This is a genomic window from Micromonospora sp. NPDC049175 (assembly GCF_043197345.1).
Lineage (GTDB): Bacteria > Actinomycetota > Actinomycetes > Mycobacteriales > Micromonosporaceae > Micromonospora.
The window spans coordinates 653,875-668,006 of the sequence record NZ_JBICSY010000003.1; the positions used below are offsets into that span (position 1 = coordinate 653,875).

General features: G+C 71.9%; 13 protein-coding genes. 11 read left to right on the forward strand and 2 right to left on the reverse strand.

Going from position 1 to position 14,132, the window contains the following annotated elements; all coding sequences use genetic code 11:
• Window positions 1-17: 17 nt before the first annotated feature.
• Window positions 18-746 carry an alpha/beta fold hydrolase gene (locus ACGFH8_RS16865; RefSeq protein WP_393367846.1) on the reverse strand — a complete coding sequence of 243 codons (729 nt, stop codon included), beginning with the start codon at window positions 744-746 and terminating at the stop codon, window positions 18-20.
• Between the two features lie 79 nt (window positions 747-825).
• Between ACGFH8_RS16865 and ACGFH8_RS16870 the strand changes: the two genes are divergently transcribed.
• The 5 genes from ACGFH8_RS16870 to nusB all read left to right on the forward strand — a co-directional run bounded on the left by ACGFH8_RS16870 (window position 826) and on the right by nusB (window position 4,746).
• A complete protein-coding gene (locus ACGFH8_RS16870) occupies window positions 826-1,824 on the forward strand; it encodes a helix-turn-helix transcriptional regulator (protein WP_393367848.1) in 999 nt (332 codons plus the stop codon).
• A gap of 10 nt (window positions 1,825-1,834) precedes the next feature.
• The gene (aroB, locus tag ACGFH8_RS16875; RefSeq protein ID WP_393367850.1) at window positions 1,835-2,914 is read left to right on the forward strand and encodes a 3-dehydroquinate synthase; all 1,080 of its coding nucleotides are present in this window, start codon (window positions 1,835-1,837) and stop codon (window positions 2,912-2,914) included.
• Window positions 2,911-3,342, forward strand: coding sequence for a type II 3-dehydroquinate dehydratase (aroQ, locus tag ACGFH8_RS16880; RefSeq protein ID WP_393367852.1), 432 nt, complete (start codon window positions 2,911-2,913; stop codon window positions 3,340-3,342). The genes aroB and aroQ overlap by 4 nt, the downstream gene beginning before the upstream one ends.
• Before the next feature lie 412 nt (window positions 3,343-3,754).
• Window positions 3,755-4,312: an elongation factor P gene (gene efp, locus ACGFH8_RS16885; protein ID WP_210793018.1), complete on the forward strand. Its 558-nt coding sequence runs from the start codon at window positions 3,755-3,757 to the stop codon at window positions 4,310-4,312.
• 23 nt (window positions 4,313-4,335) lie between these two features.
• Complete coding sequence (nusB, locus tag ACGFH8_RS16890) at window positions 4,336-4,746, forward strand: transcription antitermination factor NusB (RefSeq protein WP_184188983.1); 411 nt, start codon at window positions 4,336-4,338, stop codon at window positions 4,744-4,746.
• A 75-nt stretch (window positions 4,747-4,821) separates the two neighbouring features.
• Here the strand turns inward: nusB and ACGFH8_RS16895 are convergent, their stop codons facing one another.
• Window positions 4,822-5,310 carry a transcriptional regulator gene (locus ACGFH8_RS16895; protein ID WP_007458348.1) on the reverse strand — a complete coding sequence of 163 codons (489 nt, stop codon included), beginning with the start codon at window positions 5,308-5,310 and terminating at the stop codon, window positions 4,822-4,824.
• 288 nt (window positions 5,311-5,598) lie between these two features.
• Between ACGFH8_RS16895 and pyrR the strand changes: the two genes are divergently transcribed.
• From pyrR to ACGFH8_RS16925, 6 genes are read left to right on the forward strand one after another with little or no spacing between them, the layout of a single operon-like run.
• Entirely contained in the window at window positions 5,599-6,183 is a 585-nt protein-coding gene (gene pyrR, locus ACGFH8_RS16900; RefSeq protein ID WP_393367853.1) for a bifunctional pyr operon transcriptional regulator/uracil phosphoribosyltransferase PyrR, read from the forward strand.
• Entirely contained in the window at window positions 6,180-7,106 is a 927-nt protein-coding gene (locus tag ACGFH8_RS16905) for an aspartate carbamoyltransferase catalytic subunit (RefSeq protein WP_393367855.1), read from the forward strand. Before pyrR ends, ACGFH8_RS16905 begins: the two co-directional genes overlap by 4 nt.
• Window positions 7,103-8,380 carry a dihydroorotase gene (locus tag ACGFH8_RS16910; RefSeq protein WP_393367857.1) on the forward strand — a complete coding sequence of 426 codons (1,278 nt, stop codon included), beginning with the start codon at window positions 7,103-7,105 and terminating at the stop codon, window positions 8,378-8,380. Before ACGFH8_RS16905 ends, ACGFH8_RS16910 begins: the two co-directional genes overlap by 4 nt.
• Window positions 8,381-8,382: 2 nt before the next feature.
• Window positions 8,383-9,579, forward strand: coding sequence for a glutamine-hydrolyzing carbamoyl-phosphate synthase small subunit (carA, locus tag ACGFH8_RS16915; RefSeq protein WP_393367995.1), 1,197 nt, complete (start codon window positions 8,383-8,385; stop codon window positions 9,577-9,579).
• Window positions 9,572-12,919: a carbamoyl-phosphate synthase large subunit gene (carB, locus tag ACGFH8_RS16920; RefSeq protein ID WP_393367859.1), complete on the forward strand. Its 3,348-nt coding sequence runs from the start codon at window positions 9,572-9,574 to the stop codon at window positions 12,917-12,919. The genes carA and carB overlap by 8 nt, the downstream gene beginning before the upstream one ends.
• Window positions 12,916-13,962: a quinone-dependent dihydroorotate dehydrogenase gene (locus ACGFH8_RS16925; protein ID WP_393367861.1), complete on the forward strand. Its 1,047-nt coding sequence runs from the start codon at window positions 12,916-12,918 to the stop codon at window positions 13,960-13,962. Before carB ends, ACGFH8_RS16925 begins: the two co-directional genes overlap by 4 nt.
• Window positions 13,963-14,132: the final 170 nt, after the last annotated feature.

A 14,132-nucleotide genomic window follows, 5' to 3' on the forward strand; every position in this document is an offset into this window, starting at 1 on the left:
CGGCGGGCCCGGCCCGCTCAGCCGCGGGCGATCAGGTCGAGGACGTCGGCCAGAGCCTTCGGCTCGCTGAGCATCGGCCAGTGCCCGGTGGGCACCTCGTGCAGTTGTCCGTCGGCCAGGCCGGTGAAGAACGGGTGCTCCTGGTCGATCATTTCCCGCACCACGCCCAGCGGAAAGGTGCTGGCGACAAGTGCCGTCGGCACCGGCCGGCCACCGGTGCGTCGCACCGGGTCGGTGGCGGTCCGCAGTGGCTGCGCGGTGGCCCGGGCACGCAGCAGGGCAAGCGTCGGCTCGTCCAGTCCGGCGACGTTCACCGGGTCGGCGAGCGGATCCCAGGCCGGCGGCGGCATCAGGTGACCGTCGCCGATCGCGGCCCGGAGGCGCTGCTGCTCCTCCGGCGGCACGGTGTCGAACTGCGCGGTGCCGTCGGGGAGTGGCCCACTCTCCACGTAGACCACCCGGGCGATCCGCTCCGGGATGCGGTCGGCCGCCTGGGCGACCGGCATGCCACCGCCGGAGTGCCCGACAAGGAGTACGTCGCGCAGATCCTCGACCTCGATGAGCCGGACGATGTCCAGGGTGTGCGTCTCCAGGCTCACGTCCGGCCCGGCCAGGTGGTCGCGTTCGGCCAGCCCGGTGAGCGTCATCGGGTGGACGTCGTGACCCCGCGCGCGCAGGGTCTCGGTCACGTCCCGCCACGCCCAGGCGCCCAACCAGAACCCCGGCACCAGCACATATGTCGCCATCTGTCGCTCCTTCGCTCGGTTACCGACAGACCGTACGATCGAATCCGGACAGAATCCGCCCGGTTTTGAGGAGTGGTCCGTGTCACATCCCGCTGGTCGGGTGCTGGCCCTGCTGGAGTTGCTCCAGGCCCGGCACCGCGCGACAGCCGCCGAGCTGGCCGACCGGCTCGGCGTCGACGAGCGGACCGTGCGCCGGTACGCGGCCACCCTCGTCGAGCTGGGCATCCCGGTCACCGCCGACCGGGGTCGGCACGGCGGCTACCGGCTGCACCCCGGCTACAAGCTGCCACCGCTGATGCTCACCGACGACGAGGCGGTGGCGGTGCTGCTCGGGCTCGTGGTCGCGGAGCGGGTCGGGCTGGCCACCGAGCAGCCCGCGACGGCCACGGCACTCGCGAAGATCCGTCGGGTGCTTCCGGCGGCGCTGGCCGACCGGCTCGCCGCCGTGCAGGAGCACCTCGGGTTCACCCTGCGACGCCCCGAGCCGGAGCTGCGGCCGGCGTCGGGCACCCTGCTCGCCCTGGCCGCGGCGGCCCGGCACCGTCAGCGGGTGGCACTCGACTACCGCTCCTGGCGGGGCGAGCAGTCGCACCGGGAGTTGGACCCGTACGGCCTGGTCTTCCACTCCGGCCGCTGGTACGTCACCGGCCACGACCACAGGCGCGGTGAGGTCCGCACGTTCCGGCTGGACCGCGTCGGCGCCGTGACACCCGGCACGGCGACGTTCACCGTGCCGGAGGGCTTCGACCCGGTGGCCCGGGTGACCCGGTCGCTGGCCGGAGTGCCCTACTCGCACGAGGTCGAGGTGCTGCTGGAGACCGATGTGGACGTCGCTCGCCGCCGCATCCCGCCCAGCGTGGCAGAGCTGACCGTCACCGCCGAGGGGGTGCTGTTGCGGGCCCGGGCGGAGAGCCTGCCCGGCATGGCCGCGCTGCTCGCCGGTCTGGGCTTCCCGTTCACGGTGCGACACCCGGAGGCGCTGCGTGCCGCGGTGGCCGAGCACGCCCGCCTGCTCGCCGAGTGGGCGGCCCGGCCATCAGGTGGGCAGATGCCCGCACCGCGCCGCCCGCTGGACTAGGCTCCCGGCGATGGACGACGTGACCCGGATCCCGGTCGGCGGCGAGCGGCCGTACGACGTGTTGGTGGGACGTGACCTGCTGGGCGCGTTGCCCGGCCTGCTGCCCGGCGCGAGCCGGGCGGCGGTGCTGCACGCGCCCCCGCTCAAGGCCCTGGCGGACGCGGTGGGCGAGCGGCTGCGCGCCGCAGGCGTCGAGCCGCTGCCGATCGAGGTGCCCGACGCCGAGTCCGGCAAGCAGATCGACATTGCCGCCGCCTGCTGGGACCGGCTCGGCGCGGCCGGCTTCACCCGTACCGACGCGGTGGTCGGGGTGGGCGGCGGCGCGGTGACCGACCTGGCCGGCTTCGTCGCGGCCTGCTGGTTGCGCGGGGTGCGCTGGGTGCCGGTGGCGACCTCGCTGCTGGGCATGGTGGACGCCGCGGTGGGCGGCAAGACGGGCATCAACACGGCCGCCGGCAAGAACCTGGTGGGCGCGTTCCATCCGCCGGTCGGGGTGCTGGCCGACCTGGCCACCCTGGACAGCCTGCCCGCGGTCGACCTGGCGGCCGGGCTCGCCGAGGTGGTCAAGTGCGGGTTCATCGCCGACGCGGCGATCCTGGACCTGGTCGAGCGCGACTCGGCGGCGGCCACCGACGCGCGCGGGCCGGTGCTGCGGGAGCTGATCGAGCGGTCGATCCGGGTCAAGGCCGACGTGGTCGCCGGTGACCTGCGGGAGTCGGGCGTGCGGGAGGTGCTCAACTACGGGCACACCCTCGCCCACGCGATCGAGCAGAACGAGGGCTACCGCTGGCGGCACGGCCACGCCGTCGCCGTCGGCCTGGTCTACGCGGCCACGCTGGCCCGGCTCGCCGGCCGGCTGGACGCGCCGACCGCCGACCGGCACCGGGCCACGTTGAGCGCGCTGGGCCTGCCGGTGAGCTACCCGGCCGACGCCTGGCCGCAGCTGTTGGCCACCATGCGGGTGGACAAGAAGACCCGGGGCAGCCGACTGCGCTTCGTGGTGCTGGACGGGCTGGCCCGCCCCTCGATGTTGGAGGGCCCGGACGACGCGCTGCTGGAGGCCGCGTACCGGGAGGTGTCGGTTTCGTGAGGGTGTACGTCCTCAACGGGCCGAACCTGGGCCGGCTGGGCACCCGCGAGCCCGAGGTGTACGGCGCGACCACCTACGCCGATCTGGTGGCGCTCTGCGAGACCACCGGCCGGGAGGTGGGGCTGGACGTGACGGTCCGGCAGACCGACGCCGAGCACGAGTTGCTGGGCTGGCTGCACACCGCCGCCGACGAGGGTGCCGCCGTGGTGCTCAACCCGGCTGCCTGGTCGCACTACTCGTACGCGGTGCGCGACGCGTGCGCGATGCTGCGGGGGCCGTTGGTGGAGGTGCACCTGTCCAACATCCACGCCCGTGAGGAGTTCCGGCACCATTCGGTGGTGTCCGCGGTGGCGACCGGGGTGATCTGCGGTCTCGGCATCGACGGCTATCGCCTCGCGCTGCAGCACCTGGCCGGCCGGGGCGCCTGACCGCGGCCGTCCCGCCCGTTTTCCCGCTGTCTGTGACAAATCACCGAATGTGAGCGTTAACGCCGTCGCCGAGCGTCACCTGGTGCGCCGCGTCCGACGCCGGAGTGCCGTGCCTGCTCGGATCCTTTGCTCTGCACCCCCGGATGCGCCAGTGCCGTGAGCTGCGACTTTGTGAGTTGTGTCGTACCGGGGGCGGCCGTCCGGCCGGCACGGTGGGTGACTGGCGCGCGGGTGGGTGCAGAGCAAAGGACCCGACGACGGGGACGGGCACCGCCCTGCGGGTCACGCTCCGTCACTGTTGTGGGCGTCGACGCCCGATGCTCGGCCCCCGCCCGCGTAGGGCGGTCGGCAGGTCTCGCCGCAGCTAGTAGACTCGCAAGGTCTGTCCGCCAATTGATGATCAAGGCAGGAAATGGCCTCCACCAACGACCTCAAAAACGGCCTGGTACTCAACCTGGACGGCGAGCTCTGGGCTGTCGTCGAGTTCCAGCACGTCAAGCCCGGTAAGGGTGGTGCCTTCGTGCGCACCACGCTGAAGAACGTGCTGTCCGGGAAGGTGGTCGACAAGACCTTCAACGCGGGCACCAAGGTCGAAACCGCGACCGTTGACAAGCGCACGATGCAATACCTGTACGCCGACGGTGAGGACTTCGTCTTCATGGATCTGGAGACGTTCGACCAGATCACCGTTCTCGGTGGCACCGTCGGCGAGGCAGCCAACTACCTGCTGCCCGAGGCGGAGGCGACCGTCGCCCAGCACGAGGGTGTGCCGCTCTACATCGAGCTGCCCACAAGCGTCGTGCTGGAGGTCACCTACACCGAGCCGGGCCTGCAGGGCGACCGCTCGACCGGCGGCACCAAGCCGGCGACCGTGGAGACCGGCGCCACCGTGCCGGTGCCGCTGTTCATCACCACCGGTGAGAAGATCAAGGTCGACACCCGCGACGGCCGTTACCTCGGCCGCGCCTGATGGCTGAGGGTTCCAAGCAGCAGATGCCGGCGCGCCGCAAGGCGCGCAAGCGGGCGCTGGATGTCCTCTACGAGGCCGACCTGCGGGACAAGCCTCCGGTGGAGGTGCTGGCCGGCTACGTGCAGCGGATCGAGCAGCCCCGACCGGAGCACCTCGGCTACGCGGTGGGCCTGGTCGAGGGGGTCGCCGAGCACCTCAACCGGATCGACGAGCTGATCGCCAGCTACGCCGAGGGTTGGACGTTGGAGCGGATGCCGGTCGTCGACCGGAATCTGGCCCGGATCGCCGTCTACGAGCTGCTCTACGTCGACGAGATCGACGACGCGGTGGCGATCAGTGAGGCAGTGGAGCTGGCTCGGCAGATGTCGACAGACGATTCGCCGCGCTTCCTCAACGGGGTCCTCGGCCGGATCGCCGAGTACGCCACCCGCTGAGCGTCGCACCACCGAACGCCGTACCGCGAAAGGGCCCGTGCCAGATGGCACGGGCCCTTTCGGTACAGCGACAGCTCAGGAGGCGAAGAACGCCCGCGGGTCGGCCACCAGCACACCGTGCTCGGTGAGCCGCTCGATCAGACCCGACGGTGAGGCGTCGTAGACGATCGCGAGCGCCCGCAGGTCGTCGGCGCGGATCGAGAGCACCCGGCCGTTGTAGTCACCTCGCTGCTGCTGGATGGCGCGGGCGTAGCGGGCGACGTAGGCCAGGTCCTCGGAGGCCTCGTCGTAGAGCCGCTCCAGGTCCAGGACGATCTTGCTGGTGGGCTCGTGCCGGACACCGCTGCCGTCAGGCAGCAGCTCCGAAACGGGGACCCGGTAGAACTCGGCCAACTCGGCCAGACGGGACACCGTCACGGCCCGGTCGCCGCGCTCGTACGAGCCGACCACCACGGCCTTCCACCGCCCATTCGACTTCTCCTCCACACCCTGCAGGGAAAGACCCTGCTGCTGGCGGATGGAGCGCAGGCGGGCGCCCAGAGACTTGGCGTATTCAGAGGGCATTCGGACACTCCCAGTGCTGCTCGGGGTTCTCCCGTCGATCGCTACGGAGCGTGACGGTACGGGGAATGCGACACCTGGTCAAGTGGTCGTGACCCGACCGTTGGGGAGCGTCCGGGAAGTTATCCCCATTTCCTGCTCCTGACCCGGTGGTCAGCGGCCGCCGTCCATCGGCCCGGTGACCACTGGTAACGTGGCGTGAAGCCCCGGTCGGGTCCGCTGTGCGGTTCGGCCGGAGGTGCCCGACATCCTTTAACGACCCGTCCCGTGAGGCGGGGAAGGAGGTCCGCCGTGGCATACCCACCGGCTGCCCGCCCGTCACCACCGCGACAACCCTCGGTGAAGGTGATCCTCGCCAGCGCCGACGTGCAACGCGTGGTCGACCGCATCGCCCACCAGATCCTGGAGAAGACCCAGGGCGCCGCCAACACGGTGCTTCTTGGGATTCCCACGCGCGGAACCCCCCTCGCCCGGCGGCTCGCCGACCGGATCAGCACCTTCGAGGACGTCGCCGTTCCGGTAGGTGTGCTCGACATCACCCTCTACCGCGACGACCTGCGCCGGCAGGCCACCCGCGCGATCGGCCCGACCGAGCTGCCGCCCGGCGGGATCGACGGCAGGCGGGTCATCCTCGTCGACGACGTGCTCTTCTCCGGCCGCACCGTCCGGGCCGCGCTCGACGCGCTCAACGACGTGGGCCGACCGGCGTCGGTGCAGCTCGCCGTCCTGGTCGACCGCGGCCACCGGGAGTTGCCGATCCGCGCCGACTACGTCGGCAAGAACATCCCGACCTCGCTGGCCGAGAGCGTGAAGGTGACGTTCGCCGAGACCGACGGGACGGATGAGGTCAAGCTGTACGGGGGTGCCAATTCATGATCAAGCATCTGCTCTCCGGCGCGGACCTGGACGCCGACACCGCCACCGAGATCCTGGACACCGCCGCCGAGATGGCCACCGTCGCCGGCCGGGAGATCAAGAAACTGCCCGCGCTGCGCGGCCGGACCGTGGTGAACCTCTTCTACGAGGACTCCACCCGCACCCGGATCTCCTTCGAGGCGGCGGCGAAGCGGCTCAGCGCCGACGTGATCAACTTTTCCGCCAAGGGCTCCAGCGTCACCAAGGGCGAGAGCCTGAAGGACACCGCGTTGACCCTGCAGGCCATGGGCGCCGACGCCGTCGTGGTGCGACACCCCGCCTCGGGCGCCCCGCACCGGCTGGCCAACTGGGTCGACGGGTCGGTCGTCAACGCCGGCGACGGCACCCACGAGCACCCCACCCAGGCACTGCTGGACGCGTACACCATGCGGGCCCGGCTGGGCCGGCTCGCCGGGCTGTCGGTCGCGGTGGTCGGGGACGTGCTGCACTCCCGGGTCGCCCGCTCCAACGTGCTGCTGCTCTCCACCCTCGGTGCGAAGGTCACCCTGGTCGGCCCGCCCACCCTCATCCCGGTCGACATCGCGGGCGCCCTCGCCCCCGCCACCGACGTCTCCTACGACCTCGACGCCGTGCTGCCAAACGTCGACGTGGTGATGATGCTGCGGGTGCAGCGGGAGCGGATGAACGACTCCTACTTCCCCTCCGCGCGCGAGTACGCCCGCCGCTACGGGCTCGACGGCCCGCGGATGCGCCGGCTGCCCGAGCACGCGATCGTGATGCACCCCGGCCCGATGAACCGGGGGATGGAGATCACCCCCGAGGTCGCCGACTCACCCCGCTCCACAATCGTCGAACAGGTCACCAACGGTGTCTCCGTGCGGATGGCTGTTCTTTACCTGCTGCTCGGAGGGAACAACCGGTGACCGCGTACCTGATCACCAGCGTGAGTGTCGTCGGCGGAGCGCCGACCGACCTGCTGATCCGCGACGGCCTGGTCGCCGAGGTCGGCCCCGGCCTGTCCGCACCGGACGCCGCGGTCGTCGACGGCACCGGGTTGGTCGCCCTGCCCGGCCTCGTCGACCTGCACACCCACCTGCGCGAGCCCGGTCGGGAGGACGCCGAGACCGTCGAGTCCGGGTCCCGCGCGGCGGCCCTGGGTGGCTACACGGCGGTCTGCGCGATGGCCAACACCTCCCCGGTCGCCGACACCGCCGGCGTGGTCGAGCAGGTCTGGCGGCTCGGCCGGGAGGCCGGTCTGGTCGACGTGCAACCGATCGGCGCGGTCACCGTCGGGCTGGCCGGCGAGCGCCTGGCCGAGCTGGGCGCGATGGCCGACTCCGCGGCCCGGGTACGGATCTTCTCCGACGACGGGCACTGCGTCGCCGACCCGAAGCTGATGCGCCGGGCCCTGGAGTACGTGAAGGCGTTCGACGGGATCATCGCCCAGCACGCCGAGGAGCCCCGGCTCACCGAGGGCGCACAGATGCACGAGGGTGAGGTCTCCACCCGACTCGGTCTGATCGGCTGGCCGGCGGTCGCCGAGGAGGCGATCATCGCCCGGGACGTGCTGCTCGCCGAGCACGTGGGCAGCCGCCTGCACGTCTGCCACGTCTCCACCGCCGGCAGCGTCGAGGTGCTGCGCCACGCCAAGGCACGCGGGGTACGCGTCACCGCCGAGGTCACCCCGCACCACCTGCTGCTCACCGACGAGCGGGCGGAGAGCTACGACCCCGTATTCAAGGTCAACCCGCCGTTGCGGACGGCCGCGGACGTCACCGCGCTGCGCGCCGCGCTCGCCGACGGTGTGGTCGACGTGATCGCCACCGACCACGCCCCGCACGCCGTGGAGGACAAGGAGTGCGAGTGGGCGTACGCCCGGCCGGGCATGCTCGGCCTGGAGACGGCCCTGTCCATCGCGCTCGACGTGCTCGGCCCCGAGTGGGACCTGATCGCCGAGCGGATGTCGCGTACCCCCGCCCGGATCGCGGGGCTGACCGGGCACGGCGTCGACCCCGCGCCGGGTGTGCCGGCCAACCTGACCCTGATCGACCCGGCCGTCCGCCGCACCATCGAGCCGGCGGAGCTGGCCAGTCGCAGTCGCAACACCCCGTACGCCCGCATGACGCTGCCGGGTCGCATCGTGGCGACCTTCCTGCGCGGCGAGCCGACGGTCCTGGACGGAAAGGCTGTCAAGTAATGGTGAAGCGCAGACCCGCGATCCTGGTCCTCGAGGACGGGCGCACGTTCCCCGGTGAGGCGTACGGCAGCGTCGGGGAGACCTTCGGCGAGGCGGTCTTCAACACCGGCATGACCGGTTACCAGGAGACCCTGACCGACCCGTCGTACCACCGGCAGGTGGTGGTGCAGACCGCCCCGCACATCGGCAACACGGGCGTCAACGGCGAGGACGACGAGTCCGGCCGGATCTGGGTGGCCGGTTATGTGGTGCGTGACCCGGCCCGGATCGGCTCGAACTGGCGGGCCACCGGCTCCCTGGAGGATCGTCTCGCCACCGAGGGCGTGGTGGGCATCAGTGGGGTGGACACCCGGGCGCTGACCCGGCACCTGCGCGAGCGGGGCGCCATGCGGGTGGGCATCTCCAGCGTCGACAACGACCCGCAGAGCCTGCTGGCCCGGGTCCGCCAGGCGCCGCAGATGGTCGGCGCGGACCTGTCCGCCGAGGTGAGCACCGCGCAGCCGTACGTCGTCGAGGCCCAGGGCGAGCACCGGTTCACCGTGGCCGCGCTGGACCTGGGCATCAAGCGCAACGTGCCGCGTCGGCTGGCCACCCGCGGGGTGACCACCCACGTGCTGCCGGCGTCGTCGAGCATCGACCAGTTGCTCGCCACCGGCGCCGACGCGATCTTCCTGTCGCCCGGCCCGGGCGACCCGGCCACCGCCGACGGCCCGGTGGCGCTGGCCCGGGAGGCGCTGCGGCGGGAGGTGCCGCTGTTCGGCATCTGCTTCGGCAGCCAGATCCTCGGTCGGGCGCTCGGCTTCGGCACCTACAAGCTGGGCTACGGCCACCGGGGCATCAACCAGCCGGTGCTCGACCGGGTCACCGGCAAGGTCGAGGTGACCAGCCACAACCACGGCTTCGCGGTCGACGTGTCGAGCCGCGAACAGCGGCTCGGCGCGGTCGACGTGCCGGGCACGGGTGCCGGCGCGGTCGTCCCCGACCAGGTGATCGACACCGACTTCGGCGGCGTACGGGTGTCGCACGTCTGCCTCAATGACAACGTGGTCGAGGGGCTGCGGGCCGTGGACGTGCCCGCCTTCACCGTCCAGTACCACCCGGAGGCGGCGGCCGGCCCGCACGACGCGGACTACCTCTTCGACCGATTCGCTGACCTCATCGAGGGCCGGACCCACAGCAGGGGGCGCAGCAATGCCTAAGCGGACCGATCTCAAGCACATCCTGGTGATCGGCTCCGGGCCGATCGTCATCGGGCAGGCCTGCGAGTTCGACTACTCCGGCACCCAGGCGTGCCGGGTCCTGCGCAGCGAGGGGATCCGGGTCAGCCTGGTCAACTCCAACCCGGCGACGATCATGACGGACCCGGAGTTCGCCGACGCGACATACGTCGAGCCGATCACCCCGGAGTTCGTGGAGCTGGTCATCGCCAAGGAGCGCCCGGACGCGATCCTGGCGACCCTCGGCGGGCAGACCGCGCTGAACACGGCCGTCGCCCTGCACGAGGCCGGCGTCCTGGAGAAGTACGGCGTCGAGTTGATCGGCGCGAACATCGACGCGATCAACCGGGGCGAGGACCGGCAGCTGTTCAAGGAGATCGTGGCGAAGGCCGGCGTACGCCTGGGCGTCGACGACCCGGCCGCGCTGGTGCCCCGCTCCCGGGTCTGCCACTCCATGGACGAGGTCGAGGCGACAGTCGCCGAGCTGGGCCTGCCGGTGGTGATCCGGCCGTCGTTCACCATGGGCGGCCTGGGCTCCGGCATGGCGCACACCCCGGAGGACCTGGCCCGCATCGCCGGCGACGGCCTGGCCGCCAGCCCGGTGCACGAGGTGCTCATCGAGGAGAGCGTGCTCGGCTGGAAGGAGTACGAGCTCGAGCTGATGCGCGACCGGCACGACAACGTGGTGGTGGTCTGCTCGATCGAGAACATCGACCCGATGGGTGTGCACACCGGCGACAGCGTCACCGTGGCCCCGGCCATGACGCTCACCGACCGGGAGTACCAGCGCCTGCGGGACCTGGGCATCGCGGTGCTGCGCGAGGTCGGGGTGGACACCGGCGGCTGCAACATCCAGTTCGCGGTCAACCCGGTCGACGGCCGGATCGTCGTGATCGAGATGAACCCGCGGGTGTCGCGCTCCTCGGCGCTGGCCTCGAAGGCGACCGGCTTCCCGATCGCGAAGATCGCCGCCAAGCTGGCCATCGGCTACACCCTCGACGAGATCCCCAACGACATCACCCTGAAGACCCCGGCGGCGTTCGAGCCGACCCTGGACTACGTGGTGGTGAAGATCCCCCGGTTCGCGTTCGAGAAGTTCCCCGGCGCCGACCCGGAGCTGACCACGACGATGAAGTCGGTGGGCGAGGCGATGAGCCTCGGGCGTAACTTCGCCGAGGCGCTGAACAAGGCGATGCGCTCGATGGAAACCAAGGCGGCGGGCTTCTGGACGCAGCCCGACCCGGCCGGTGTCACCCTGGCCGACACCCTCGCCGCGCTGCGGATCCCGCACGACGGCCGGCTCTACACCGTCGAGCGGGCACTGCGCCTCGGCGCGTCGATCGCCGAGGTCAACGAGGCGTCCGGCGGGATCGACAGGTGGTTCCTGGACCAGATCGCCGCGCTGATCGAGCTGCGCGCCGAGATCGTCGACGCGCCGGTGCTCGACGCCGAGATGCTGCGCCGGGCCAAGCGGGCCGGCCTGTCCGACCGGCAGCTCGCGGCGTTGCGCCCGGAGCTGGCCGCCGAGGACGGCGTACGGACCCTGCGGCACCGCCTCGACGTGCGCCCGGTCTACAAGACGGTGGACACCTGCGCGGCCGAGTTCGAGGCGACCACGCCGTACCACTACTCGTCGTACGACCTGGAGACCGAGGTCGTGCCGTCGGACCGGCCGAAGGTGCTGATCCTGGGCTCCGGCCCGAACCGGATCGGGCAGGGCATCGAGTTCGACTACTCCTGCGTGCACGCGGTGCAGGCGTTGCGGGCGGCCGGCTACGAGACCGTCATGGTCAACTGCAATCCGGAGACGGTCTCCACCGACTACGACACCGCCGACCGGCTCTACTTCGAGCCGCTGACCTTCGAGGACGTGCTGGAGGTCTGGCACGCCGAGGACTCGTCCGGTCGGGCGGCCGGCGGGCCCGGTGTGGTCGGGGTGGTCGTGCAGCTCGGCGGGCAGACCCCGCTGGGGTTGGCGCAGCGGCTCAAGAACGCCGGTGTGCCGGTGGTCGGCACCTCCCCGGAGTCGATCCACCTGGCCGAGGAGCGGGGCGCGTTCGGCGCGGTGCTGGCTCGGGCCGGGCTGCGCGCGCCGGCGCACGGCATGGCCACGTCCTACGACGAGGCCAAGACGATCGCCGACGAGATCGGCTACCCGGTGCTGGTCCGCCCGTCGTACGTGCTGGGCGGGCGGGGCATGGAGATCGTCTACGACGACCCGACGCTGCGCGACTACATCGGTCGGGCCACCGACATCTCCCCGGACCACCCGGTGCTTGTGGACCGGTTCCTGGACGACGCCATCGAGATCGACGTGGACGCCCTCTGCGACGCCGACGGCGAGGTCTACATCGGTGGGGTGATGGAGCACATCGAGGAGGCCGGCATCCACTCCGGCGACTCGTCCTGCGCGCTGCCGCCGATCACCCTGGCGGGCTCGCACCTGGCCGAGGTCCGCCGTTACACCGAGGCCATCGCCCGTGGCGTCGGCGTCCGCGGCCTGCTGAACGTGCAGTACGCCCTCAAGGACGACGTGCTCTACGTGCTGGAGGCCAACCCGCGCGCGTCGCGGACCGTTCCGTTCGTCTCCAAGGCGACGGCCGTTCCGCTGGCCAAGGCTGCGGCCCGGATCGCCCTCGGCGCGCGCATCGCGGAGTTGCGGGCCGAGGGCCTGCTCCCGGCTGCGGGGGACGGGGGCACGATGCCCGCCGACTCGCCGGTCGCGGTCAAGGAGGCGGTGCTGCCGTTCAAGCGCTTCCGCACCCGCGCCGGCAAGGGGATCGACTCGCTGCTCGGCCCGGAGATGAAGTCGACAGGCGAGGTGATGGGCATCGACACCAACTTCGGGCACGCCTTCGCCAAGAGCCAGTCGGCCGCGTACGGGTCGCTGCCGACGGCCGGGAAGATCTTCGTCTCGGTGGCGAACCGGGACAAGCGCGGCATGATCTTCCCGATCAAGCGGCTGGCCGATCTCGGCTTCGAGATCGTGGCGACCACCGGCACCGCCGAGGTGCTGCGTCGGCACGGCATCGCGTGTGAGCAGGTCCGCAAGCACTACCAGGCGGGCGAGGGCGACGACGCGGTGTCGCTGATCGGCGGCGGCCAGGTGGCGCTGGTGATCAACACGCCGCAGGGGTCGGGTGCCAGCGCCCGCTCCGACGGCTACGAGATCCGCAGCGCGGCCGTCACCGCCGACATCCCCTGCATCACCACGGTCCCCGGCGCGGCGGCGGCGGTCATGGGCATCGAGGCGCGCATCCGCGGCGACATGCAGGTACGCCCCCTGCAGGACCTGCACGCCATCCTCCGGGCCGCCCAGTGACCCTGTTCGAGCGGGCGGTACGGCCTCTGTTGTTTCGGGTCGGGGGTGGGGACGCCGAGGCGGCGCACGAGTGGACTCTGCGGCGGTTGGCGGCTCTGTCGCGGCGGCCGGCCGCGCTCGCCGCGCTGCGGGCGCGGTACGCGGTCAGCGCGCCACGCACGGTGTTCGGCGTGCGCTTCCCCAACCCGGTCGGGTTGGCCGCGGGGATGGACAAGGACGGTGCGGCGCTGCCGGCCTGGCCGTCCCTGGGCTTCGGTTTCGTCGAGGTCGGTACGGTCACGGCGCACGCCCAGCCGGGCAACCCACGGCCGCGGCTGTTCCGCCTGCCGGCCAGCGAGGCCGTGGTCAACCGGATGGGCTTCAACAACGCCGGGGCCGCGGCGCTGGCCGCCCGGCTGACGGCGCTGCCCCGCCCGCTCGGGGTGCCGCTGGGCATCTCGTTGGGCAAGTCCAAGGTGACCCCACTGGACGAGGCGGTCGAGGACTACCTCGCCTCGTACCGGGCGCTTCGTGGCCACGGCGACTACTTCGCGGTGAACGTGTCGTCACCCAACACTCCGGGACTGCGCTCCCTGCAGGACCGTACCCACCTGGACGCGCTGCTCGGCGCGTTGGTGGGGGAGAAGCCGGTGCTGGTCAAGATCGCACCCGACCTGACCGAGGCGGCGATCGCCGAACTGCTGGAGGTCTGCCTGGCCCGTGGCGCCGCCGGGGTGATCGCCACCAACACCACGCTGTCCCGGACCGGTCTGGCCACTGTGGACGCCGATCGCGGCGCCCAGGCCGGTGGTCTCTCCGGTCGGCCCCTCACCGGACGGGCCCGGGAGGTGGTCGACTTCGTCCACCGGGAGACCGGTGGTCGGCTGCCGATCATCGGCGTCGGCGGCGTGCTCGACCCGGACGACGCGGCGCGGATGTTCGACGCCGGCGCAGCCCTGGTGCAGCTCTACACCGGCTTCATCTACCGGGGCCCGGCCCTGGTCCGCGCCGCCGCCCGCGCGGCGGCCCCCACGGCGGCACCGGACCCCGTCGGGGGCCGGTGACTGTCCCCGGTCCGGTGCTGGCCCGGCGCGGTCGGGCACCGAGTCCGCTGCGCGCCGAGGAGCCCTCTCCCATCGTGGCCCCTTTGCTCTGCACCCGTGGATGCACCACCCGGAGCGCTACCGGACGCCGTGCCTCCAGCGGGAGCGTGACGCCCGGCCACCGGGTGTCG